Here is a 22,977-nt window from a genome sequence, read left to right on the forward strand (position 1 = left end):
TTATTTAAGTATTGAATTTTCGTAAGGAACGCGGGTGATAATAGAACGGCCAAGGGTGATCTCATCAGCGTACTCCAGTTCGCCACCAAAAGCAATACCTCTGGCAATGGTTGTAATTGGAATATTAAAGGCCTTTAATCGTTTGTAGAGGTAAAAGATGGTGGTATCACCTTCCATAGTAGGACTGATGGCGAGGATCACCTCCTTTACCGGGCCTGTAGAAACTCGTTGCACCAGAGTATCTATAAAAAGGTCTGAAGGCCCAATGCCATCCATTGGAGAAATGAGTCCCCCTAACACATGGTAAACCCCGAAGTATTGACCTGTATTTTCCACGGCCATTACATCACGGGTATCCTCAACCACACAGATGATTTCCTTTTCACGTTTTGTTGAGCTGCAGATTTCACAGATCTGATTATCAGAGATGTTATGGCATATTGAACAATGTTTAATTTCCTGTCTAAGTTTGATAATCGAGTTTCCAAAAGATGCCACTTCTTCAGGCTCCCGGTTTAAAAGATGTAGTACAAGACGAAGCGCAGTCTTCTGTCCGATACCAGGTAATTTCGAAAATTCGTTAACGGCATCTTCAAGTAATTTAGAAGAAAAGTTCATGCTGCAAATTTATATTTATCTATCGTAAAACGCTTTTTAAAAGATGTTTTATTACATTTAGCAGCTAAAAACATACGATGAGCCCAGCGATACTTCTTTCTTTTCTACTCGGTTATTTCATAGTTCTGATTATCATTGCCTTCGCAACCTCTAAAAAATCCGCTGATAACTCGACCTTTTTTATTGCGAATAGAAATTCCAAGTGGTATCTGGTTGCTTTCGGCATGATCGGAACAGCACTTTCCGGAGTGACCTTTATATCCGTTCCAGGCGAAGTTGGTGCCCCCTCGGGTAACCAGTTTCAGTACTTTCAGTTCGTACTGGGAAATGCCGTTGGCTTTATCATCATCGCAACACTGCTACTGCCGCTTTACTACCGGATGAAGCTTACCTCCATTTACAGCTATATCGAACAGCGCTTGGGTTATTTCAGCTATAAAACCGCGGCATCGATCTTCCTGATCAGCAGAACCATCGGTTCGGCTTTCCGATTATACCTGGTGGTCATCGTTTTACAACGTTTTATATTCGACAGCTATGGCGTGCCCTTCTGGGCTACCGTGCTGATTTCGCTCCTTTTGATTTGGTCATATACCTTCAAAGGTGGCTTGAAAACCATCATCATCACCGATACCCTTCAAACCTTCTTTCTGGTACTTTCGGTCTTTATGACCTTGTATTTCATCTGTGACAGCCTGCATCTAGACCTTCCGGCAGCATTTGAAACGGTCAAAAACAGCGGGTATGCGAAGATCTTCTTCTATGAAGACTTCATGACAAATGGCTTTCACTTCAGTAAACAGTTCATCGGCGGTATTTTCGTAACCATCGCGATGACTGGACTGGACCAGGATCTGATGCAAAAGAACCTGAGTATGGGTACAATTAAAGAAGCGCAAAAGAACATGTTCACTTTTACCGGTATTTTCGTCGTGTTGAACATCTTCTTCCTGAGCGTTGGTGCATTGTTATATGTTTTTGCCGCGAAAAATGGAATTGAGATTCCATTGGATCATGCCACCGGATCTCCGAGAACCGACTTCTTATTCCCGGAAATTGCTTTGAACCACCTTGCCGTTGTACCGGCAATCGTATTTATGCTGGGCTTAACTGCTGCAACCTTTGCAACGACTGACTCCGCTCTGACCGCATTAACAACATCATTCTGCGTAGACTTTTTAAACCTGGACAAAGGCGATCAAACAAATTCTAAAAAATCAGTAAACAAAAGGCACATGGTTCATGTTGGATTCTCTTTGTTGATGTTTCTCGTGATCTTGGTTTTTAACGCCTTTAATGATGAATCTGTGGTGAAGGGTATCTTCAAAGTTGCTTCCTATACTTATGGACCGCTTTTAGGTTTATACAGCTTTGGTTTGTTTGTGAGAAACCGTGGACTGCATGATAAGCTGGTTCCTTTCGTTTGCCTGATCTCCCCTGCAATCTGTTACTTGCTGAGTCTATATTCAGCTCAGTTATTTGGCGGTTATACCTTCAGCGTAGAGCTGATCCTGGTAAATGGCTTGATCACCTTTATCGGATTATTACTGATCAGTAAAAAGACAGATCAACAAACAAGATTTTAATTTAAAAATATTTATAGCATGAACAGTGAAGAGAAAATAAGAAGTGCTTTTGAGAACAAAAACTGGCAGGAGATTAAAGTTACGGACTCCTGGCAGATCTTTAAGATCATGGCCGAGTTTGTAGATGGTTTTGAAAAGCTTGCTAAGATCGGTCCTTGTGTATCCATCTTTGGATCTGCAAGAACTGCAGAAACAAATCCTTACTACCAGATTGCCGTCGATTGCGGACGTTTGCTTACCGAACGTGGCTATGGGGTAATTACAGGTGGTGGACCGGGTATTATGGAGGCCGGTAACAAAGGTGCACACATGAATGGTGGTAAATCAGTAGGTTTAAATATTGAACTTCCATTTGAGCAGTTCCACAACAAGTACATCGATCATAATAAGTTATTGGAATTCGACTACTTTTTTATCCGCAAGGTGATGTTCATGAAGTATTCTCAGGGATTCATTGTTTTGCCTGGCGGAATGGGTACCATGGACGAGTTGTTTGAGGCAATCACCTTGATTCAAACCGGAAAGGTTGCACGTTTCCCGATCGTTTTAGTTGGTAAAGACTACTGGGGGGGATTGGTAGACTGGATCACCAATACGATGCTTAAAAAAGAACACAACATCCACGCTGAAGATCTAAACCTCTTCCGTTTAGTTGATACGGCTGAAGAAGCTGCAGAACACATCTTCAGGTTCTATGATAAATACGTATTGAAACCAAACTTCTAAAACTCCTTCAGCAAATCCTTTGCAAAGCCAGGAGTTCGTTTAAGGACATCAAGCAAGTCCCTAATCATAAAAGTAAAAAGCCTTTCGCATTTGATGCGAAAGGCTTTTTACTTTTAAAGCGGTGTCTGCTGTAACATTACTCCAGATGACTTACCCCACCGGATACCACCAGTTTCATGGCATCCGCCGCACTAATCTCCAACACCTTAATATTTTCATTTTTAACAATATATACCTGCCCTGCAAAAGAGTAGGAAAAAGGGAAATAGACAATCGATTCGCCATGTAGACCAATTGCTGATAAGTCACTCTGCGTTAGAAAGCCAATCCGCTTCAAACCAGCTTCAACTTCAACCAGCACCGGATGATTGAATTTTTTCTCATCACCAACAAAGGCCTCCGTAAGATCCTTTATGGAAGAATAAATGAACTTGAGGATGGGCAGCTTGTTGAGCATTCTACTAAACCAGTTATACATTGGCTCCGTAACGAGGTTGGTCACGAAAATACCCGCAGCAAGGATGATGGTGATTACCATACCCAGGCCAAGACCAGGAATATTCCGGTTTTCGCCCGTTCTTGGGTCTACACCGAGAATGTTATTCAGGTTTAGCCAGCTGTCTACCGTCGTCACTGCCCAAATAACAATAAACACGCTGAGTGCTATTGGCAGCACGACCAACAAGCCTTTGATAAAGTAATTAATTAGGACCCTACCTACTCTGTTCATGCCGCAAAACTACTCATAAAAATACACTCGCTTTACTCTTTGAGAAATATTTGTCAGGATCTCATATGGGATGGTTTGGATCTGCTTCGCGAGCATTTCAATCGTTAGCTGATCATCAAAAACAACCACCTCATCCCCGGTTTTTACATCCAGCCCGGTGACGTCCAACATGCACATATCCATACAAATAGATCCTATGGTTGGCACCGCCTTGCCCTGTACGAGCATACGTCCAACCCCATTGCCAAACATACGGCTATAACCATCGGCATAGCCAATCTTAACGGTGGCAATACAGCCATCCTCCACCATCACACCGCGCCTGCTATAACCGACGGATTCATTCGCTTTAACCTTGCGTAGCTGCGTAACGGTCGTTTTAAGCCGGGCAACAGTCTGTAAGCCATGATTATGCTTTAAGGCAGCGTCAAAGCCATACAGTCCAATGCCGACACGTACCATATCCAGGTGAGCTTCCGGCATTCTGGAAATCCCTGAAGTGTTGGATATGTGTTTTAGCGGCGCATAACCCAGCGTATCTGAAATGCGGGAGGCAATTACCTTAAAGCTTTCCAATTGTCCTTTGGTAAAATCATCATGTATGGCATCGTCGCTTGCCACCAGATGGGAGAATATGCTATTTACCTTAATGCGCTTTGCCGTTTTTAGTTCCTGCAGCAATGCGTCGATATCCTCGGCTTCAAAGCCAAGACGATGCATTCCGGTATCTATTTTCAGGTGTATCGGGAAAGCTTCTCCTGAGGCATCTGCATCATCAAGAAAGCTATGGAATGCTTTCAGGATCTGCAAGCTGTAAATCTCCGGCTCCAGGCGATAACGTTTTATTGCCTCAAAGGCAGAAGGCTCCGGGCTCATGACCATGATTGGCAAGGAGATGCCGGCTTTACGCAGGGCAATCCCCTCATCGGTATAAGCCACGGCTAGATAATCCACTTTGTGGTACTGCAGCACATTGGCGATCTCAAAACTACCACTCCCGTAGGAAAAAGCCTTAACCATCGCCATAACCTTCACGCCAGGTTTCAGCTTGGAACGATAAAACTTCAGATTGCTGGCCAGCGCACTCAGGTCTATCTCCAATACGGTATCATGAATTTTTTGTGTAAGCAGTTTACTGATGCGCTCAAACTCAAACACCCGCGCACCTTTCACCAGAATGCTTTCATTATGGAACTGCAGGTTTTGAAAATCGTCTATAAAAGCATCCGTATTCGGGTAGTATTTAGCCTCCGGAGGAAGAAGATCCCTGAAAGTGGAAATGGATTCGCCAATGCCGATCAAGCGGCTCAGCTGCTTTTGCCGAAGCAGTTCGCCAATTTCCTGGTAGAGCGTTGCTTTACTTTTTCCGGTTTCCAACAGGTCTGATAATATCAGGGTCTTCCGCGGATGCTGGTTCTGCAGGTTCAAAAAGTCTAATGCAATGGCAAGCGAGGAAATATCAGCACTATACGAATCGTCAATGATGGAACATTGGTTGATACCGTTTTTCAGTTCCAGTCGCATGCTAAGTACCGTCAGCGACTCCAACTTATGGATCAATGATTCAGCATCATAGCCCATCGCAACCAAAGTAGACCAGCAGATCACTGCATTCTCAATCGAGGCCTGGTCAATGAAAGGCAAACTGCATTCCAGCTTGCGCCCTTGTACCAGTACCGTCAAATGTGTTCTTCCGGCACTGAACTGTTTATCCAGCACCTGCAAGTCGGCGGCTTCGCTAAAACTCCAGCTAAATTTCTGCATTCCTGGCAAGCTTTCCTCAGGCATACCCAAGGTATAGGCCGGGCTATAGATCACCAACGAAGCATCTTTAAACAGTTTCAGCTTTTCACTCAACTTCTCCTCCACCGATGAAAATCCCTCCGCATGTGCCTCCCCGATGTTGGTTAGTACACCAATGGACGGCTGAATCATCATTTGCAGTCGCGCCATCTCACCGGGCTTGGAAATTCCAGCTTCGAATATCCCAAGATTATACGTCTGGTCAATCTCCCATAAGGATAACGCTACGCCGATCTGAGAATTAAAGCTTTTCGGACTTTTTACAACATTGAAGTCATTAGCAAGCAACTGGTACAGCCAATCTTTCACGATCGTTTTACCGTTGCTACCAGTAACACCAATGATCTTAAGCTCGTACCGGGCGCGTTTGTGCGCCACGAGTTGCTGCAGTGCCTGAAGCACATCCGGCACGAGTAAAAAACTCGCGTCATCATATCGATGCATCCAAGACGGATCACTGATGACAAAACTTCGAATTCCGTTTACATAGGCGTCGGAGATAAACTGGTGTCCATCGCGCTGGCCGCTTAATGCGAAAAACAGCGAAGTGTCCGGGTCTACCAACCGGCGGCTATCAATCACCAGATGATCAATTTGATCTTCAGTGAGAAGGGTCGCAGCTTGCACCTGCAGAATCTCTGCGATTTGTTGTAGGGTATATTGTTCTTTATTCAATGTAAAACCGGCAAATGAAAACCTTCACTAAGGTAGGAAAGAGTTTGGCACGACTTTATTGCATTATCAAATTTTGGAATTATTTATCTGGTATGACGGCAAAGAATCAATGGAAGTTACTGGCACTAGGCTTGTTTATGGCATTTGGAAGATACCCAATCTCCTGGTTATTATCTTCGCACCGCAAAGTTAGAAAACCTGGGATATTGCCCTCGCGAAGCCGCGGACACCTAAGCTGCAGCAGTGGTAATATCTACTACGTCGAACTGGATGGTCCTCAGGATGCCCAAGCCATCGTCTTTCTGCATGGCCTGAATGCCAGTGGACTGCAGTGGTACTATCAACGAGCTTACTTCAGAACCAAATACAAACTGGTGTTTATCGACACCCCTGGGCATGGAAAATCACCCTTGGGAAAATCATTAGCGACAGAAGTACTTGCAAATGATCTCGCAGAGATGATGGAGATGCTTGGCATCAAAAATCCGGTAGTTTACGGCCACAGCATGGGTGGAATGGTAACGATGAAATATGCCGGTGGTCCAGGCAGGGCAAATGTAAAAGGCATTATCTTACAACATTCTGGCTACAGCCACCCTTTCAAAACCACTAAATTCCCGAAAACACTACTTTCGATAGAACATCCGTTCTTGCGATCCTACCTGGCTTTCGCGAAGCGACACCCGGTGCTCTTCCGTTTGATCAGCATGCTTAACTACTTAAACGGATTGAGCCTGCTGTCTTACCGTTACCTCTTATTTTCAGGGGAGCAAACAGCCTCACAACTCCGCTTTATGACCCGGATTGCCGCCATAAATCCGCCGGAAGGCATAGCTGATGCATTTCTTGGTATTTTGGATTTTGATGCTACCGCTGAACTCGAGAAAATCAACGTGCCTGCACTGATCATCAGCGCAGATCATGATCCGATCCTGGTTCCAGCCGCGGGCAGCTACCTCGCCAAGGCAATCAAACTTGGTACACATCAACAGGTAGATAGTGGCCACCTTAGCTTAATGGAACACGCTGTAGAACTGAACGTGATGGTCAATAATTTCCTGGAGTCTCCGGGGTTACTTGATCATCGCGGTGATTAACTTCCCCATATGCTTTTTAGCGCGTTCCTTTAGTAGCGCTTCAAACTTCTCATCTGGCAACTTCTTCAAGTCATTTACCTCACGGTAATATGCTTGGTTAAATACAATGTGGTTGATTGTACCAGTGAAGGTGCTGGTGATTAAAGAGACATCAATATCGGGGTTGAATTCGCCGGCAGCGGCGCCAGCTTCAAATACGGATTTCAGCAGATCGTGGTTCCGGTGCCGCAAATTGTTGAAGTGTTGGATCAAAGAAGCCTGAGCGTCACTCGCCTGAAGCTGATATAACAATTTATAGAAATTCTTTTGTTCAAAGACCTTGTCTATATAGAAGTCGGTGAGCGCTAAGATGTGTTCCAGGTTACTGGAACTTTTAGCCTGTAGCTGGGGAAGCAGTTCATCCAGATTTGTCGTCCGGTAGTCGAGAATAGCCTTCACCAGCTTCTCTTTTGATCCGAAGTAGTAAGATATCATTGCGGAATTTACGGATGCTAGCTTTGCTATATCTCGTATCGAAGTTTCTGCATATCCATTCTCAGAGAATAGCTTTTCTGCATGCTCCAGCAAATGAATTTTCTTGGCATTTAGTTCCATCATTATAAATTAACCCAATTTGGTTCACCTAACCCACGCAAAATATCAAATAATTTTGGAAACCTGCCAATCCCTGGGCAACTGTACTGATATAAAATCTATTGCATAGTACTTGCAGACGAGTTCTGCAAGATCGCTGCACCCAACCGGTCCAGATCTTTCTGAGTCATGTTCACTTTAGCTGCACCCTCCGTACGCCAATTTTGTTCGCCATTTCTACTCAGCACAAAATCAAAGTCGTGACTATCCACAGGTACTTCATCAGCGTCAAAAAACTCAACCAGGTTCAGTGTACACCCAAAACGACCAGCCTCCAACGGTTCTACGGTCACGTAAGTACGCACACCGCTCATCATAAATTGTGTTCTAAATGGTTCCATGTCCTAATAAGCTGATCCGGCACTTGTTTGTTTCAGCAAATTCAACGACATGGGTAAAACTACGTTTATGTTCCTGTGTATACCTGATTGCCCCGTAATCATCGTCCACCGATACCTGAATTGTTCTTTTCTACTGAAAAATGCCGCCATGCTTGTTTTTTGACCAGTGTTGTAACCATTTTACAAAAAACACGCGCTTGCAATTAGAATAGAGACTATGGAACTGAACAAGAAAGACAAACTCGAACTATGGGGTGGCATCGAATGCACCATCAACCGTGTACACGACAGCTATTTTGATCAACTGGAATATTCAGGGCACTACAACCGGATAAGCGACCTGGATCATCTCGCCTCGCTGGGGATTACCAAGCTACGCTATCCCGTGATCTGGGAAAAACACCAGCCCGAACCAGATACCATCATCGACTGGTCCAGGAGTGAACGTTATCTAAACCGCTTGAGGGAACTTGGAGTCACCCCCATCGCAGGCCTGGTTCATCACGGAAGCGGACCCAAATACGTGAACTTCTATGACGGCAGCTTTGAGAAAGGACTTGCAGCATATGCAGTGCAGGTTGCAAAACAATTCCCATGGCTGGAGTACTACACACCCGTGAATGAACCACTTACAACCGCCAGGTTCTGCGGGCTCTATGGCCACTGGTACCCACACAAAAGCAGTGACTATGATTTTTTTAAGGTTCTGCTAGCGGAATGCAAAGCTACAGTGATGGCAATGAAAGCCATAAAGGAAGTGAATCCAAATGCGAAGCTGATTCAGACCGATGATCTTGGGAAGTGCCACAGTACAACATTACTACAATATCAGGCGAAATTTGAGAATGAAAGACGCTGGGTATCCTATGAACTCTTATCCGGGAAACTTAGTCCCGATAAGATGATGTGGAAATACATGATTAAAGTAGGAATTAAAGAAGAAGAGCTGTATTACTTTCTGGAAAACAACTATCCACCGGATATTTGTGGTTTCAACTACTATCTTACATCGGAACGTTTTCTTGACGAAGATCTGCAGAAGTATCCGGAGCATTACCATGGGGGAAATGGTAAACACCAATATGCCGATGTACATACGGCGCTGGTCAAAATGGACGAAGAATCTGGCCCTTACCATGTGATTAAAGAGGCTTGGGAACGTCTTCAGCTGCCGCTGGCGATTACCGAATGTCATCTTTACAGCCCCCGGGAGGATCAGATGCGCTGGTTCTATGATATGTGGCTGACACTGAACCAGCTCAGGGATGATGGTGTCGACATCAGGGCACTTACGGCATGGGCATTGTTTGGCTTGCATGGCTGGAACCGGCTTTGTACCGAGCCCTGGGGTGAATATGAACCCGGCGTTTTTAGCCTCAGCGCTGGTGAACCCCGCCCTACTGCAATGGCGCGACTTATTCAGGAGCTCAGCAAACAGGGAAGCTTCGAGCATCCGGTACTTACCGGTGAAGGTTGGTGGAAACGCGACCTTCACAAAATACCCGTCGGCAAAAGAATCATGAGCCTTCCTAAACCGACCAAAGAAGCACAATGCTGTAGGCCACTGGTCATCATCGGCAAAAACGGCACCCTGGGCAATGCCGTTCGTGAGATTGCCGAAGAAAGAAACATTCACCATGTGGTATTAAGCAGGTCAGAGCTGGATATCGCAGATCCTGCAAAAGTAGAACAGATGATCGATCAACTCAACCCATGGGCAATCATCAATGCTGCCGGATACGCGAACATCGACACCGCCGAATCGGAAGTAAAAGACTGCCTGAAATCCAACTTCAAAGGCCCGGTAATCCTCGCTGATCTTTGTGCTAAGAGGCACATCAGGTTCCTAACCTTCTCTTCGGATCAGGTATTTGATGGAAAAAAGTCGACACCCTATGTGGAAAGCGATCGCCCGGCACCACTAAGCAGCTATGGAAAAAGCAAGGTTAAAGCAGAAAAGAAAATTCATGAACTAAACCCAGACGCTTTAATCATCCGTACGAGTAGCTTTTTTGGGCCATGGGACGAACAAAACTTTGTGTTCCATGTCTTAAAAGCATTGACTGAGCGGCAGCGATTTAAGGCGGCAAATGATGTCTTCATCTCAGCCACCTACCTGCCGGATCTAATTCAGGAGTCGTTGAACATGTTACTGGATCATGAGCGTGGCATTTTCCACCTGACCAATGTGGGCGTAATTACCTGGGCTGGCCTGGCGGAGAAAGTAGCAGCGGTCGCCGAGCTCGATGGTAGCTTTATTGAATCCATTCCTTTGAAGGAGATGGGTCTAACGGCAGTACGACCGCGGTATAGCGCTTTGATTAGTGAAAAAGGTGTACGGATGCCATCGCTCGATGACGCGCTGCAACGTTGTATCGAACGCATGGATAACAGTTATACTTATCAGAGAAGAGCTGGTTAATTGCAAGCCCGTACCCGCAAACATAACGCGAACGAAACAAAAATGCTTGCTGGTTTGTAATTAGCTGCAAAAGCAAGATTATGAAAACAGCGGTCATCATAGGAGCAACAGGTATGGTCGGTAACAATCTGGTCCAACTATTACTTCATGATGATCGCTTTTCCAGGATCATTGTCTTTGTACGTAGATCCCTGCAAATACAAGACAACAAACTTGAAGAGCATATCATTGATTTCGACAAACCCGAATCCTGGATGCATCTGGTGCAGGGCGACATCCTCTTTTCGGCATTAGGAAGCACCATCAAACAGGCCGGAAGCCAGGACAACCAGTATAAAATCGACTATACTTATCAGTACAGCTTTGCACAGGCCGCTGCAAAAAACCAGATCCCGACACTTGTGCTTGTTTCTGCTGCAGGCGCCAACCCCAAGGCTAGTATTTTCTATTCCAGAATGAAAGGTGAACTGGAGCGTGATGTCAAAACGCTGCCTTTTAAAAGCGTAAACATCATTCGCCCGGGACTGCTGCATGGCACGCGCAAGGAAGAACGTTTTGGAGAAAACATGGCCTACAAAGCCTTGAAGGCCATCAATGCCATCGGACTGTTTAAGCAATACCGACCTATAAGTGGAGAAACCGTTGCTGCTGCTTTGCGTAATGCGGGACTACAAGCAAAACCGGGCCTGAACAACTATACCCTGACAGAAGTTTTTGATCTTGCAGATCAAGCCTAAAGCGGAAACTATTAATAACTTAGGGCCATAATTTTCTGCACGATTATATGAAAGAAACGACCAGCGAGATCTCCAAAAAGCTGCGCAAAGAAAGGATACATAGCTCTAAAAACTTTAGGAACGGCAAATTCCAGAACCTGAATCTCACGCCCGCATTAACCGAAGGGTACGGCTATTTCAAAGTACTCTATGAGTTTTTCTTCAAAACGGTGAATGACAGAAGACCTTCAAGACCGCTGCCTTCTGTAAAGACCGACTTACTTGAACTTAATCCTGCAGAAGACATTTTGGTCTGGTTCGGGCACTCCTCGTATTTCATGCAAATTGACGGTAAAAAGTTTCTGGTTGATCCGGTATTCAGTGGAAATGCTTCGCCACTAAGAGGAAGCAATACTTCCTTCAACGGCTCTGACAATTACAAGGTTCAGGATCTTCCCCACATCGACTACCTCATCATTACGCATGATCATTATGACCATGCCGACTATCCGACCCTGGTACAGCTTCCCTCACAAACTGCAATGGTAATCTGCGGTTTAGGTGTTGGTCGCTATCTGGAAAAGTGGGGTTTCAAACCTGACTGCATCCTTGAAAAGGACTGGGATGAAGAAGTGGATCTTAGAGATGGATTTAAAGCTTACATCAAACCTGCGCGGCATTTTTCTGGACGAGGCCTCGTCAGGAATAATACTTTATGGATGTCTGTATTGTTAAAAACGCCATCAATGAAATTTTATATCGGCGGTGATAGCGGTTACGATACACACTTCGCTCAGATTGGTAAGCAGTTCGGAGAAGTTGACCTTGCCATCCTGGAAAATGGGCAGTATGATCTAAAATGGAAGTACATTCATATGCTGCCGGATGAGGTGCTGAAAGCTGGAGAAGACCTGAAGGCCAAAAGGATTCTCCCTGTGCACAGCGCGAAATTTGCAATGGCGAATCACGCCTGGAATGAACCACTTAGACGAATCACCACCCTCAATAAAGCCTTAAACCTAACACTTGTCACACCCATGATCGGTGAAAAGGTACTATTGAAAGATCCAGCACAGCAATTTAAACATTGGTGGGAACCGGAATAGCAGCACTAGGAGTTATCCTTATTTGATCACACTAACAGGCTGCTTAAATTCATCTATAGCGACAAAAGTAAAGTTGCCCTGAATCGCAAGTTCCCGGCCCTCCGAATACATCTGCTCAATATATATTTCTACAGCTACCTTTAGACTTGTATTTCCGATGTGTACCACCCTGCCAATAAGTTCGACAATCGTACCTGCAGGAATCGGCCTTTTGAAATCAATCTTATCGCTGCTAACGGTAACCATAATTTGCCTGCTGAATCTCGTAGCCGTGATAAAAGCAACCTCATCCATCATGTGCATGGCTGTTCCGCCAAATAGGGTATCATAATGGTTGGTGGTGTTTGGAAATACAGCTTTAAAAATTCTGGTCTCTGATCCGTTTATGCGCTCTTCAATTGTCATGCCTCTTGTTTATTATCAGTTTGTACTGGTATTTCCGCAAAAGTAACATTTATGATGCATTTACCAGCCAGAAGCCAGGGCAATCTTTGCTTTCGGCCTACTTTTCTCTATGATAATATCCTTTTGAATCCTGTTGATCACAAGCTGATGATTGCATACCGGGCAATTAAAAATATAAGCATTGAACCTGAAGTTGAGGCTTTTCAACTCATTTGGTCCCGGGACATCAATAAGTCCCTCGTGTTTACGACAAATAATTTTCATGCTTAAAATTATCACTGCAAAATGAAGTTAATTTAAGCAGAACATTAATTGTTGGTGATCTTATCTATACACTTGCTGTATTTACGATACGGCTTGCGTTAAGTTTAGATCGTAACTTCCAGATCGGATTAGCAGCAATACTGATGATCCTATTGTTGTACCTTACACCGCCATATCGAAGCTTAGCAAACATCGCCAACCATGTGCATAATCCCCGCTCCAGTAACCAGCATGGAGCATAGAAAGCGCAAGCAGCGGGAAAATATTTCGCCCCACCGTGCATGCGCCGGCCTGCCTCCGCTACGGGAACAGACAAGGCGAGCAAACCTAAAGGCATCAGCGGTGATACAAAAGCAGAGGTTATCAAAGCCGGGATCAGTGTAAAAAAGAATGATAACTTCAAGGGCTGCGCGTAATCATCATATGCCTGCCGAACGCGTTGCGACCAGAAGTGCTTGTCTGATGGTGGCAAGCGCTCAATATAGAGGTCCGGTTTGTATAGTACTTTGCCGTAGCCAGCTTTAACGGTCCGCATCAACTCCAGATTTTCAAAAAGTACGTTCCCGTCGTAACCTCCAAGATGGTTGATGAAGTCCCTTTGCACTGCAAGTGTACCAGGATAATCGTGGTGTAAGGCCCGGTTCAACAGCGTACGTGCAGTATCCCACTGTGCATGCCAGGGACTCGGCGAGAAGTAGTTCTGCGGCACAACCAGCTGTACATCTTCCAGCAATGCTGCCACCTGGCGAAGCTGCTCCGGCGTATACCGTACGTCATCATCAGCAATAATTACCTTTTCATGTTGTGCTACCCGCAGCCCCGTCATTACGCCATTTACCTTTCCATTAACGAACTGGAAATCCGGAGCAGGTGGAATATGTTTTCCGTAGCTTCCCCAAGCTTCTTTGTGCAGCAGGAAATTCGCAGGATTCGAACCGTCCACCACAATCAGTTCCACCTGATCTGCTATGCTTTCCAGGTATCCTGTAAGTTCGTGGGTATCCTGCCCTGCATCCCACTTAATTGGTAAAATGTAACTTAGGCGCATCTTATAATTTCGTATTGGATGGGTTTAAACGACCAGTTATTAGATTGTTCCGCTGAACAAGCCGTAAGGCCTACGATCAGGTCCATCTTCGCCTCAAACAAGAGATAATCACCCGCTTTGCTTTGCGGCGGATCAACGGACAAGGTACCGTCAGCACTAAACTGCACATTCATGAAAATGTTAAAAGCGGTGGGTATGTCGTCCGGTTCAATGCCGTAGGCTGCAAGATTAGTATACAAGTTCTCGAAACAACTCGGATGATATTCAGGATTGTCATACAGGATCTGAAAGGTTTCCGGACTGCAAGGTGCCAGTAAGAAATCATTCCTGCCGTTCGTGTCATCCAGTATCTCCATCATTTTCTGACTGCGATTGCTCCAAAGGTGGTGCCCCTTAGTGATCAATATGGTATTTTCAAAGTCGAGGGTCTTTCCTGAAGATATTTTCTCCCGCTTATCCCTTGCATTAAAAAGGACCATGTCACTAACCTGTTCACCTTGGGGATCAATAACTTTAAGTCGATCGCCTGCATTGAGCTTGAAAGCCGCTCCTGTTTGTTTTTGTATGGTTTCTATCATATATATTGGTTACGCTGCTACTACTTATGTGAATTTGAACTCAGATCAAGATCCGAAAGATCCATGCTACGACTTAGGAACGGACACTTCCAGCTTTCATCAACTTCCCTACCGCTATATTGCGGCGCTTCAAGTCCTTGACCATGGTCCTTAAGCATGGGGTTAATACCGCCGTCATAGTTCTTCTCCCGGCTGCGGATGGTATTTTTCATCTTTTCGTAAACACCAGATTCACGAAGTGCCTCGAATTGTTTATGCAGGTTGAAAGCCATGGCAGTGAAGCCAAATCGCCTTGCACGACGGCTTGCCTGAGGATGTAAGCCTACGACGAAAAAGGCATATCCGTTGAAGCTGAAGCTGAAGTTTTTATCTGCCGGATCGCTGCTGACGGATGGGTCCCAGTCTGCATCGGTATCTGCATCATGCAACTTCTGCAGCTGCTGCCAGAGCTTTTTTTCAAACTCCAGCTCTGAATCCACCCTGTCCTCAAACACGGCAATCATGGACATATAGTTGCAGTCTTTGCCCAGGGAGTCTTCAATGTACAATTTCAGATCGTTCGCAAGCGCCTGGGTACTGTCTTCAGCAGCCATATTGCCGTAAATACCTAAACGGTATTGTTTGGTGTTAAAAGCAGCTTTAGCACCTACACAAGGGTATTCTGTAGTATCAACTTTTCTGATGAACTCCTGGTTTACTTTCCATGCCCTGGAATGCACGTCCTCCGAAATCTGATCGGGTAGAAAGTAGGTCTCACTTTGTTTGATCTGAATATCCATATTGCTTCAAATGTTTAACTGGCTTATTCCTAATGATTAAGAAATAGAAGAACAGCTTTCCTTTTACTTTTGTTTAGCCGGTTTATACTAGACCTGCACAGTATTTATCCCAGTAGCGAAACAATAACCGCTGCCCAAATTTGCTGTAACCCTCTCCCATGCCGGGTGTTGGCGTAAACTCTCCAAAGACCGCGCCCTTGGTTGTTGCGTAAAAATCGATGCGGCAAAAGATCTTGTAAGCCCTGCTTATAACCTTTACCTGCTGTACCATTTCTTCCAGACATTCAGGTCTGGTTTTAGGCGCTACAAGGGTATAACCCGGGTGAACAGCTTCCATAGGGTTCCAGTGTTCATCGTAAAAACTTCCGAAGCCCGCCTTTGGCCCAAGCCTGTTGATCAGTTGACAACTTGCAATCTCCCCGTTGAAACAAAAGAACTTATAGTCGTTGAGAACTTTGTATTTACCTGGTTCTTCCTGCAGGAATTCCTCAATCAGAAATTCAAGTCTGGGGCTTTCTGCTAACTTCGACGCCAACAACCTACGTATGTCTTCATTTTCATAATACAGGTTATCAAACAGATTGTACCCCTTATCCATGATAAAAACATTGCCAGAAGAATGCCCGATAGTGGGACGTATCACGTATTGTTCCGGGAATTGACTGAAATCTATTGTTTCTACGTCTCGTCCATTCCAATAGAGATCAGCAACCTCACAGCCCAATTTCAATGCGAACTGCTTCGCGTTATATTTGTTGCTGAGTTTACGCTGCCAATATTCTTCCCTTTGCCAACGCTCCATGGAGTCCTCGGCATCCATAATCGTATTTCTAATATCTTCCGCATTTTCAGGGCTCCAAAAAGCACGATGCCGGTGCTTGATCCGCTTACTAAATTCATCCTGCTGTTTGAAAACCCTTCTTATTGTTCCTAACATTGAACTAACCATTCCGAGTGCATAAATTATGTAGTGCTCTGATTTGAGCACGGGCTAAAAACAGGGAGCTTTGATGTTGGTTTCACAAAACCGCAAATCAGGTAGAGAATACCTAAAAGATGCTAAAATACAGCACACTGAAGATTAGAAATCCTTCACATTTACGTATTCCGCACCGCATCATGGGTTTACTTACAACGGCTTACACGCTTTGTAGCTGGATAAGTACCCAAAAATTCAAAACAGGAAACCTCTGGCCCTCCAAATTGTAGTTATGGCAATCACCTATTAAAAACTTAAATTGAAATCTTATGAAAAGAGTAATTTTTTCGACCGCAATAATTGCACTAGCAATGAACTATGCAGTTGCACAGACGGGAACAACAGGGACTAGCGGAACAGGTACTGGTACAACAGGTACAGGTACTGGAACTACCGGAACAACTGGTATTGGAACAGGAACAACTGGTACAGGGACTGGTACAATTGGTACAGGAACTGGAACCACTGGCACCGGAACTGGAACAATTGGCACAGGCACCGGAACGACAGGTACTGGAACATCTAGCGGTACGATAGGTACAGGTACCGGAACCACAGGTACTGGAACTGGTACAATCGGAACTGGAACAGGAACTACTGGTACAGGTACAGGTACTACCGGAACCACTGGTACAACCACACCTCCAACTGAAAGAAAAGGAAAAGTAAAACCTGGTAAAACAACAGGTACTACTGGCACCGGTACTATGGGTACTACCGGAACTACTGGCACAACCGGTACAACTGGCGGAACTACAGGTTCAGGTACAACCGGTGGAACAACTGGATCGGGTACAACTGGTGGAACTACCGGAACCGGAACCATCCCTCCTATGTAATACCCAACATCAAATTAGATAATCGGGGTACGGCTTTGTCGTACCCCTTTTTTATGCCCTATCTATGACCAGCTTAGCTTGGCGCTTTGGCTCAAAAAAATGGTTTAGCGGACCGGAGCCTTCACCGGTATGGACGTCCTTACCTTGTTCAAGCGCTAAACTCAGGTAGTTTTTTGCTTTTTCAATGGCTGGGATCATGGAGTCGCCGAGTGCGAGTTGTGCGGCAATTGCAGCGGAAAGCGTACAACCCGTTCCATGCGTATTGCGTGTTTCGATGTAGGGCGCTTCAAATACAGATCTTATCCCTTTTGAAGTAACATATACGTCCTGAATCACCGGACCAGTAAGATGACCACCTTTCAAAAGCACTGCCTTGCATCCCATCCCAACAAGGAGTTCTGCAGCTTCAAGCATCTCTGCTAAGGAAGATATGGGTATGCCACAAAGCAAGGCCGCTTCATCCAGGTTAGGTGTAAGTAAATCTGCGGAAACAATCAATCCAGCTTTCAAGGCCGCGATCGTTTCATCTAAGATCAACTTGTGCCCGCTGGTCGAAACCATGACCGGATCGAAGATCATCGGTACACCGGTATAGTTCTTTAGGGTCTCGTTGATTATGTTTGCCAGTTCTGGCGTGTGTACCATACCGACCTTCACCGCCGCAGGTTTAATGTCGTCCATGACCGCTCGAATCTGGGCCGCTACAATTTCTGGTGGAATGCTGTGAATGCCATGCACACCCAAGGTGTTCTGAACCGTCACCGCTGTGATCGCGGAAGTACCATAACAGCCCAGCGCAGCAAAGCTCTTCAAGTCGGCTTGAATACCTGCTCCACCACCACTATCCGAACCTGCAATAGTCAGTACACTAGGATATCGGTATCTTAATTCCCTCTCTGGCGTCATGACATCAAACAATTATCCCAATCCTTCCATACCGCTTCATACCCCTGGGCCCGGATCATGGTCGCAATTTCCTGTGGACTGCGTTCATCGGAGATTTCAAACTGCTCCAATGATTGCGGGTCAACCACATAGCCGCCGGGATTCGTTTTCGAGCCTGCACTCACAGAAGTGATCCCAAGTTTAAGCACATTGTTCCGGAAGTGTTCTGATTCCCTGGTGGAGATAGAAAGCTCAAGTTCCTCATTAAAAAGGCGATATGCACAAATAAGCTGCACCAGTTCCGTATCACTCATCTCTACCTTAGGCTCCAGCCCGCCACTAAAAGGTCTCAACCTTGGAAAGGAAATGCTGTACTTACTCTGCCAGTATCTCTTTTCCAGGTAATTCAAGTGCAGAGCTGTAAAGAAAGAATCCGTGCGCCAGTCTTCCAGCCCAATCAAAACACCTAAACCGATCTTATGTATACCTGCGGAACCGATCCTGTCGGGTGTTTCCAGTCGATAGTTAAAGTTCGACTTTTTCCCTTTGGGGTGATGTTTTTTATAATCTTCCTTATGATACGTCTCCTGATAGACCAGCACCGTATTTAAACCGAATGGTTTTAAGGTCTCATAATCCTGCTGATCTAAGGGCTGCACTTCCATGGCGATATGTGCAAAATGCGGCCGGATGAGCTGCAGCACACTTTGAAAATAAGCAACATCAACTTTCAGATGGTGTTCACCGGTAACCAGCAGCACATGGTCATACCCCATCTCTTTGATACGTGCAACTTCCTGCATGATTTCAATAGCGTTGAGGGTTTTTCGCTTGACCTTATTGTCATAGCTGAAGCCGCAATAAGTGCAGATATTATTACACTCATTGGAAAGGTATAGTGGCACATACATCTGAATAACCTTGCCGAAGCGCTTCAAGGTTAACTCACGGCTTTGTTGTGCCATTTGTTCCAGAAAGGGCGCAGCTGCTGGTGAGATCAGCGCCATGAAATCCTCCAGTGTACGTTTCTTTGCCTGCAAAGCAGCCTGCACGTCCACAACAGTCTTGCTATAGATGCTGGCTTTTACCTCAGCCCAGCTATAGCGTTCAAATAGGTCGACAAAACTATTCATCCAGAAAAGAAGTTAAGGGGCTGCTGGCAACCGCATGTGTAACTAAAGGTGCAAGCCGCGCTTCATAGGCCATCCTTCCGGCTTCAACAGCCAGCTTGAAGGCTACGGCCATCTGCATGGGATTTGCGGAAACGGCAATAGCGGTATTTACCAATACCGCATCTGCACCGATTTCCATGGCTTTCGCAGCATCAGAAGGTGCACCAATGCCGGCATCAACCACCACAGGCACATTGCTTTGGTCGATAATGATCTCCAGGAAATCAATAGTTCGCAAACCCTTGTTGCTGCCGATGGGCGAGCCAAGGGGCATCACCGCAGCGCTGCCCACTTCTTCCAATCGCTTACACAACACCGGGTCCGCATGGATGTAAGGAAGTACGACAAACCCTAATTTCACCAGTTCTGCCGTGGCTTTCAGCGTTTCGACCGCGTCGGGCATCAGGTATTTCGGATCAGGATGTATCTCCAGCTTGATCCAGTTTGTTTCGAGTGCTTCACGAGCCAGCTCCGCGGCGAACACCGCTTCCCGCGCATTACGTACACCAGAGGTATTTGGTAACAAGTTTATATGCGGGGCATTCAGCCGCAGCATCAAATCATCCTGATCGGCATTGTTCAAGTTCAGGCGCTTGAGCGCAACGGTAACCAGCTCTGAACCGGAAGCAATTAGCGCTTCCTCCATAATGGCGGCATCATTAAACTTGCCGGTTCCGCTGAACAATCTTGAACTAAAGGTTTTATCTGCAATTTTTAACATCATTATCGATTTAAAGGATTCAAGTTTTGGTTTAATGCCTGCCTAAGCGAGGAAACTACAACTTCTGGCGTATCGGAGCATGTTATCGCCGCCGATATGGCCACGCCGTACAAGCCAATTTCCAGGAGTGCGGGAATGTCCCCGGCAATCAAGCCACCAATAGCGATTACGGGAATATCAATTGCTGACTCTTGCAACTGCTTCATTATCGTTGTGTATCCAGGCATTCCCAATATGGGGCTGAGGTTCTTCTTGGTTGAGGTAAAGCGGAATGGGCCGAGTCCAACATAGTCTGCGCCATCACTTACCCGCTGTACCACATGCTCAAAGGTGTTTGCCGTACCGCCGATAATCATTTCCGGACCAACAATACCCCGGGCAGCAACGATCGGCATGTCCGACAAACCAAGATGTAAACCATAGGCAGCTACCGCCAGTGCAACATCCGGATGATCGTTAACAATCAGCTTAGCACCATTTGCATCACAAAGCGCTTTGGCTGCAAAAGCCTGCTCCAGCATAAATGCAGTCTCGCGATCTTTAATTCGCAGCTGTATCCACTTGCAGCCTGCAGCAAGTGCCTTTTTGATGGCTGGCAGGTGATCTCCCACACCATCAGGTTGAGATATGTAATGTAGTCTATCAATCATGTCCTAAGTTTAGTACCGGGTTTTCTAATTGTTTATGAATACAGTCTTGGATGCGTAAAAAATGCTCCACAGGGGAACCGGGTTTATTCCATATGGCGCCTAAGACGGCAACGCCATCAAAGTTCATCTTCATTACCAGGGGAATTTTGTCGTAATCCACTCCGCCCAATGCAATGATTGCGGGAGTGGCTTCCGATTTTGATAGCCGGAACTCAGGAGAAAGTGTCCCATGGTATCCGAGTTTAGATATGCTGTTAAATACGGGACTAAAAAAGACGTAATCAAAGACGGACAGCGTACACGCATGTTCTAGCTTGTGAATGGAGGTACTCAAACCCATGCCACGTCGCTTCTGCGCTTCCAGTAGCTCTCCTTGTATCAGGCGTAAAGCTTCGGGATAATGTCTTCTATGCATTGAAAAACCATCGGCAAGCTCGTGCTGCTGATGTAGCACCACTTCAGACCTATAGCCCGGATCAATAGCACTGATCAGCTCAATCAATTTCGCGACGCTTGCATTGGGCTTACGCAAGTGAAAACGTTTCATACCCGCAGCAAAAAGTTCATTGATCACCCTCGCCTCGCCCTGCAGGAATTCAGGACTCGATATCACGATCAGCTCCATATCAGCCGCCTTGGGTTGCCTTGATAATCATGACCTTGTCACCCTGGACCAGCTTGCGCCCGGACCATTCGGATCTGGTAATCAGCTGTTGATTAATGGCTACAGCAATACCCTTGACAGGTAAATGTGGCAACAGGTCCAACAAAGTTGCGATACTGCAGTTTTCCTGGATCTCTAAAGTTTCTTGATTTACGGTTACTTCCATCTTGTATAGCATTATACTTTAGGAATGGTCCCGCAGGAGGAAAGAAAGGCTACACGCATACGTGTTTCCATCACTTTTCCCTTCGGCAGTACGAACTGCATCAGGTTCAAAGGGTATTATCTCAGTCCTATCGGACACCCCTAAAGTTTTATAAATGTATAAATAAAAAATTCTTAAAATGGATCGTAATAAAAAATTGACGATTACCGTCTTCTACGAACAAGCACCTTAGCAATGCGCATATGCCGGTCTGCCTTCGCTTTCAACTGCTGATGGTGTAAGAGCCATCCACCTACCCCGCCAATCAGACTACCAACAGCAATATCTGTGAACCTCGCCGAAATCAACAGATCCGAATCAACAGTAAACAGGCTTCCGATGTCGGCCAGAAAGATCGTAAGCGGCGTAATGAATATACAGGCTAAGGCATAATGGCGCACGATCAGCATCTCAATAATGAATTGCAGGATCAGGATACTTACACATACGGATAACGGCTGCATATCGAACCTCAATAACACCCAGGTAAGCCCAAGCCCTACAACCGTACCCAGCATGCGGTGAAAACTTCTTTGCCATACATGAGTCAGACTCACGCCCTGCATGATGGCCAACGACGAGATCGGCACCCAATATGGGTTATGGAAATCGAGCAGGTGTGGCACAAACAAGGAAAGTCCTGTAAATGCACCAATGGTGACTGACTCAGCTATTATAATGGTGTTTTTCTTTCCTGGAATAACCGACTGAAGCTTATCCTTGTATTTAGCGGTCATATACAGGCTGTACAGTAACGCTAGTGCACAGGCAAAAAGAACACCCAGGGCCAACAAGCCTGCTTTAACCGGAATGGCCTCCAGGTCAAAGGGCTGGCAACTAGCCATGGCGGCAATCATGATGAAGAAGAAATTTCCCGGAGGGCCAAGCTTGAAGATGTTTGTAACCCAGTTTACAAAAAAGGCAAACACCGCCATCATGATCGATGACAATATCGGATTGAAGCTGAACACCAAACCAAGTGAATAGCTCAGGATGAAGCCCAGAGAACTGAACAACATGGTACTTCGGCGATGCCGGAAATTTGTCGGCGGTAAATACAGAATGACCAATCCACCAAGACAAGACACGATGCCATATTCAAGATGACCTAACAGATAACCTGCAAGCAAGGGAAGACCGACACACAATGACGCTAACACCGGAACATGCCACAAACGCTCTGTCTTTTTCAACTGGAAAAGCAGCTTAAGTTCTCGCTTGATGATGTTATTTAGGGTATCGGCCATGCCGCAAAAATACAATTGTTCTCCTAAAAACAGCTATGCTGACCCAATGGCGCCGATTGCGGGCCGCGGAATTGTAAAAATCTGTTAC

25 protein-coding genes and 1 riboswitch are annotated in these 22,977 nt (G+C 45.7%); of the genes, 7 read left to right on the plus strand and 18 right to left on the minus strand.

All coding sequences use genetic code 11. From position 1 onward, the window contains the following. Positions 1-618, minus strand: a complete 618-nt coding sequence (gene recR / locus ACTHQF_RS09340) for a recombination mediator RecR (protein WP_440429883.1) — start codon at positions 616-618, stop codon at positions 1-3. 77 nt (positions 619-695) lie between these two features. Between recR and ACTHQF_RS09345 the strand changes: the two genes are divergently transcribed. Together ACTHQF_RS09345 and ACTHQF_RS09350 are read left to right on the plus strand one after the other, a co-directional pair. After that, positions 696-2,204, plus strand: a complete 1,509-nt coding sequence (locus ACTHQF_RS09345; RefSeq protein ID WP_440429884.1) for a sodium:solute symporter — start codon at positions 696-698, stop codon at positions 2,202-2,204. Between the two features lie 18 nt (positions 2,205-2,222). Next, positions 2,223-2,930 (plus strand): TIGR00730 family Rossman fold protein, encoded by a 708-nt coding sequence (locus ACTHQF_RS09350; protein ID WP_440429886.1) that lies wholly within the window; start codon positions 2,223-2,225, stop codon positions 2,928-2,930. Positions 2,931-3,066: 136 nt separating this feature from the next. Here the strand turns inward: ACTHQF_RS09350 and ACTHQF_RS09355 are convergent, their stop codons facing one another. Together ACTHQF_RS09355 and ACTHQF_RS09360 are read right to left on the minus strand one after the other, a co-directional pair. Continuing rightward, entirely contained in the window at positions 3,067-3,660 is a 594-nt protein-coding gene (locus tag ACTHQF_RS09355) for a DUF502 domain-containing protein (protein WP_440429888.1), read from the minus strand. A gap of 9 nt (positions 3,661-3,669) precedes the next feature. Continuing rightward, the gene (locus ACTHQF_RS09360; RefSeq protein ID WP_440429890.1) at positions 3,670-6,138 is read right to left on the minus strand and encodes a bifunctional UDP-N-acetylmuramoyl-tripeptide:D-alanyl-D-alanine ligase/alanine racemase; all 2,469 of its coding nucleotides are present in this window, start codon (positions 6,136-6,138) and stop codon (positions 3,670-3,672) included. A 92-nt stretch (positions 6,139-6,230) separates the two neighbouring features. Here ACTHQF_RS09360 and ACTHQF_RS09365 point away from each other — a divergent pair, with 92 nt between their 5' ends. Next, a complete protein-coding gene (locus tag ACTHQF_RS09365; protein WP_440429892.1) occupies positions 6,231-7,235 on the plus strand; it encodes an alpha/beta fold hydrolase in 1,005 nt (334 codons plus the stop codon). Here the strand turns inward: ACTHQF_RS09365 and ACTHQF_RS09370 are convergent. Together ACTHQF_RS09370 and ACTHQF_RS09375 are read right to left on the minus strand one after the other, a co-directional pair. Continuing rightward, a complete protein-coding gene (locus ACTHQF_RS09370) occupies positions 7,212-7,832 on the minus strand; it encodes a TetR/AcrR family transcriptional regulator (RefSeq protein WP_440429894.1) in 621 nt (206 codons plus the stop codon). The two genes, ACTHQF_RS09365 and ACTHQF_RS09370, sit on opposite strands and share 24 nt — an antisense overlap. Before the next feature lie 95 nt (positions 7,833-7,927). Continuing rightward, entirely contained in the window at positions 7,928-8,209 is a 282-nt protein-coding gene (locus ACTHQF_RS09375; RefSeq protein WP_440429896.1) for a hypothetical protein, read from the minus strand. 217 nt (positions 8,210-8,426) lie between these two features. On the opposite strand from ACTHQF_RS09375, the gene ACTHQF_RS09380 reads away from it, so the two are divergent. The 3 genes from ACTHQF_RS09380 to ACTHQF_RS09390 all read left to right on the plus strand — a co-directional run bounded on the left by ACTHQF_RS09380 (position 8,427) and on the right by ACTHQF_RS09390 (position 12,453). Next, positions 8,427-10,631, plus strand: coding sequence for an SDR family oxidoreductase (locus ACTHQF_RS09380; protein ID WP_440429897.1), 2,205 nt, complete (start codon positions 8,427-8,429; stop codon positions 10,629-10,631). Between the two features lie 80 nt (positions 10,632-10,711). Next, entirely contained in the window at positions 10,712-11,368 is a 657-nt protein-coding gene (locus tag ACTHQF_RS09385; protein WP_440429899.1) for an NAD(P)H-binding protein, read from the plus strand. Positions 11,369-11,415: 47 nt separating this feature from the next. Next, positions 11,416-12,453 (plus strand): MBL fold metallo-hydrolase, encoded by a 1,038-nt coding sequence (locus ACTHQF_RS09390; protein ID WP_440429901.1) that lies wholly within the window; start codon positions 11,416-11,418, stop codon positions 12,451-12,453. A gap of 18 nt (positions 12,454-12,471) precedes the next feature. On the opposite strand, the gene ACTHQF_RS09395 is transcribed toward ACTHQF_RS09390, so the two are convergent. From ACTHQF_RS09395 to ACTHQF_RS09420, 6 genes are all read right to left on the minus strand, one after another. Then, on the minus strand, positions 12,472-12,858 hold the full coding sequence (locus ACTHQF_RS09395; RefSeq protein WP_440429903.1) for an acyl-CoA thioesterase: 387 nt from the start codon (positions 12,856-12,858) through the stop codon (positions 12,472-12,474). Positions 12,859-12,918: 60 nt separating this feature from the next. After that, positions 12,919-13,122: a hypothetical protein gene (locus tag ACTHQF_RS09400; protein WP_440429905.1), complete on the minus strand. Its 204-nt coding sequence runs from the start codon at positions 13,120-13,122 to the stop codon at positions 12,919-12,921. Positions 13,123-13,186: 64 nt separating this feature from the next. Then, positions 13,187-14,170 carry a glycosyltransferase gene (locus tag ACTHQF_RS09405; RefSeq protein ID WP_440429907.1) on the minus strand — a complete coding sequence of 328 codons (984 nt, stop codon included), beginning with the start codon at positions 14,168-14,170 and terminating at the stop codon, positions 13,187-13,189. Then, complete coding sequence (locus ACTHQF_RS09410; protein ID WP_440429908.1) at positions 14,161-14,748, minus strand: DUF1989 domain-containing protein; 588 nt, start codon at positions 14,746-14,748, stop codon at positions 14,161-14,163. The genes ACTHQF_RS09405 and ACTHQF_RS09410 overlap by 10 nt, the downstream gene beginning before the upstream one ends. A gap of 20 nt (positions 14,749-14,768) precedes the next feature. Continuing rightward, positions 14,769-15,527, minus strand: coding sequence for a guanitoxin biosynthesis heme-dependent pre-guanitoxin N-hydroxylase GntA (gene gntA, locus ACTHQF_RS09415; RefSeq protein WP_440429910.1), 759 nt, complete (start codon positions 15,525-15,527; stop codon positions 14,769-14,771). 82 nt (positions 15,528-15,609) lie between these two features. Further along, a complete protein-coding gene (locus ACTHQF_RS09420) occupies positions 15,610-16,464 on the minus strand; it encodes an ATP-grasp fold amidoligase family protein (RefSeq protein ID WP_440429912.1) in 855 nt (284 codons plus the stop codon). Positions 16,465-16,775: 311 nt separating this feature from the next. Between ACTHQF_RS09420 and ACTHQF_RS09425 the strand changes: the two genes are divergently transcribed. After that, a complete protein-coding gene (locus ACTHQF_RS09425; RefSeq protein ID WP_440429913.1) occupies positions 16,776-17,345 on the plus strand; it encodes a hypothetical protein in 570 nt (189 codons plus the stop codon). Positions 17,346-17,396: 51 nt separating this feature from the next. Here ACTHQF_RS09425 and thiD read toward each other — a convergent pair whose 3' ends face one another. The 7 genes from thiD to ACTHQF_RS09460 all read right to left on the minus strand — a co-directional run bounded on the left by thiD (position 17,397) and on the right by ACTHQF_RS09460 (position 22,889). After that, on the minus strand, positions 17,397-18,251 hold the full coding sequence (gene thiD, locus ACTHQF_RS09430; RefSeq protein WP_440429915.1) for a bifunctional hydroxymethylpyrimidine kinase/phosphomethylpyrimidine kinase: 855 nt from the start codon (positions 18,249-18,251) through the stop codon (positions 17,397-17,399). Continuing rightward, positions 18,248-19,363, minus strand: a complete 1,116-nt coding sequence (gene thiH / locus ACTHQF_RS09435; protein ID WP_440429916.1) for a 2-iminoacetate synthase ThiH — start codon at positions 19,361-19,363, stop codon at positions 18,248-18,250. Before thiH ends, thiD begins: the two co-directional genes overlap by 4 nt. Then, positions 19,356-20,123: a thiazole synthase gene (locus tag ACTHQF_RS09440; RefSeq protein WP_440430183.1), complete on the minus strand. Its 768-nt coding sequence runs from the start codon at positions 20,121-20,123 to the stop codon at positions 19,356-19,358. The genes thiH and ACTHQF_RS09440 overlap by 8 nt, the downstream gene beginning before the upstream one ends. Positions 20,124-20,125: 2 nt before the next feature. Then, the gene (locus ACTHQF_RS09445; protein ID WP_440429917.1) at positions 20,126-20,773 is read right to left on the minus strand and encodes a thiamine phosphate synthase; all 648 of its coding nucleotides are present in this window, start codon (positions 20,771-20,773) and stop codon (positions 20,126-20,128) included. Next, entirely contained in the window at positions 20,766-21,386 is a 621-nt protein-coding gene (locus tag ACTHQF_RS09450; protein ID WP_440429918.1) for a thiamine phosphate synthase, read from the minus strand. Before ACTHQF_RS09450 ends, ACTHQF_RS09445 begins: the two co-directional genes overlap by 8 nt. A gap of 13 nt (positions 21,387-21,399) precedes the next feature. After that, positions 21,400-21,603 (minus strand): sulfur carrier protein ThiS, encoded by a 204-nt coding sequence (gene thiS, locus ACTHQF_RS09455; protein ID WP_440429920.1) that lies wholly within the window; start codon positions 21,601-21,603, stop codon positions 21,400-21,402. A gap of 60 nt (positions 21,604-21,663) precedes the next feature. Then, a riboswitch (TPP riboswitch) is annotated at positions 21,664-21,755 on the minus strand. A 51-nt stretch (positions 21,756-21,806) separates the two neighbouring features. After that, on the minus strand, positions 21,807-22,889 hold the full coding sequence (locus ACTHQF_RS09460) for an FUSC family protein (RefSeq protein ID WP_440429921.1): 1,083 nt from the start codon (positions 22,887-22,889) through the stop codon (positions 21,807-21,809). Positions 22,890-22,977: the final 88 nt, after the last annotated feature.

The organism is Pedobacter sp. SAFR-022, from assembly GCF_051965375.1.
In the GTDB taxonomy this organism is placed as follows: Bacteria; Bacteroidota; Bacteroidia; order Sphingobacteriales; family Sphingobacteriaceae; genus Pedobacter.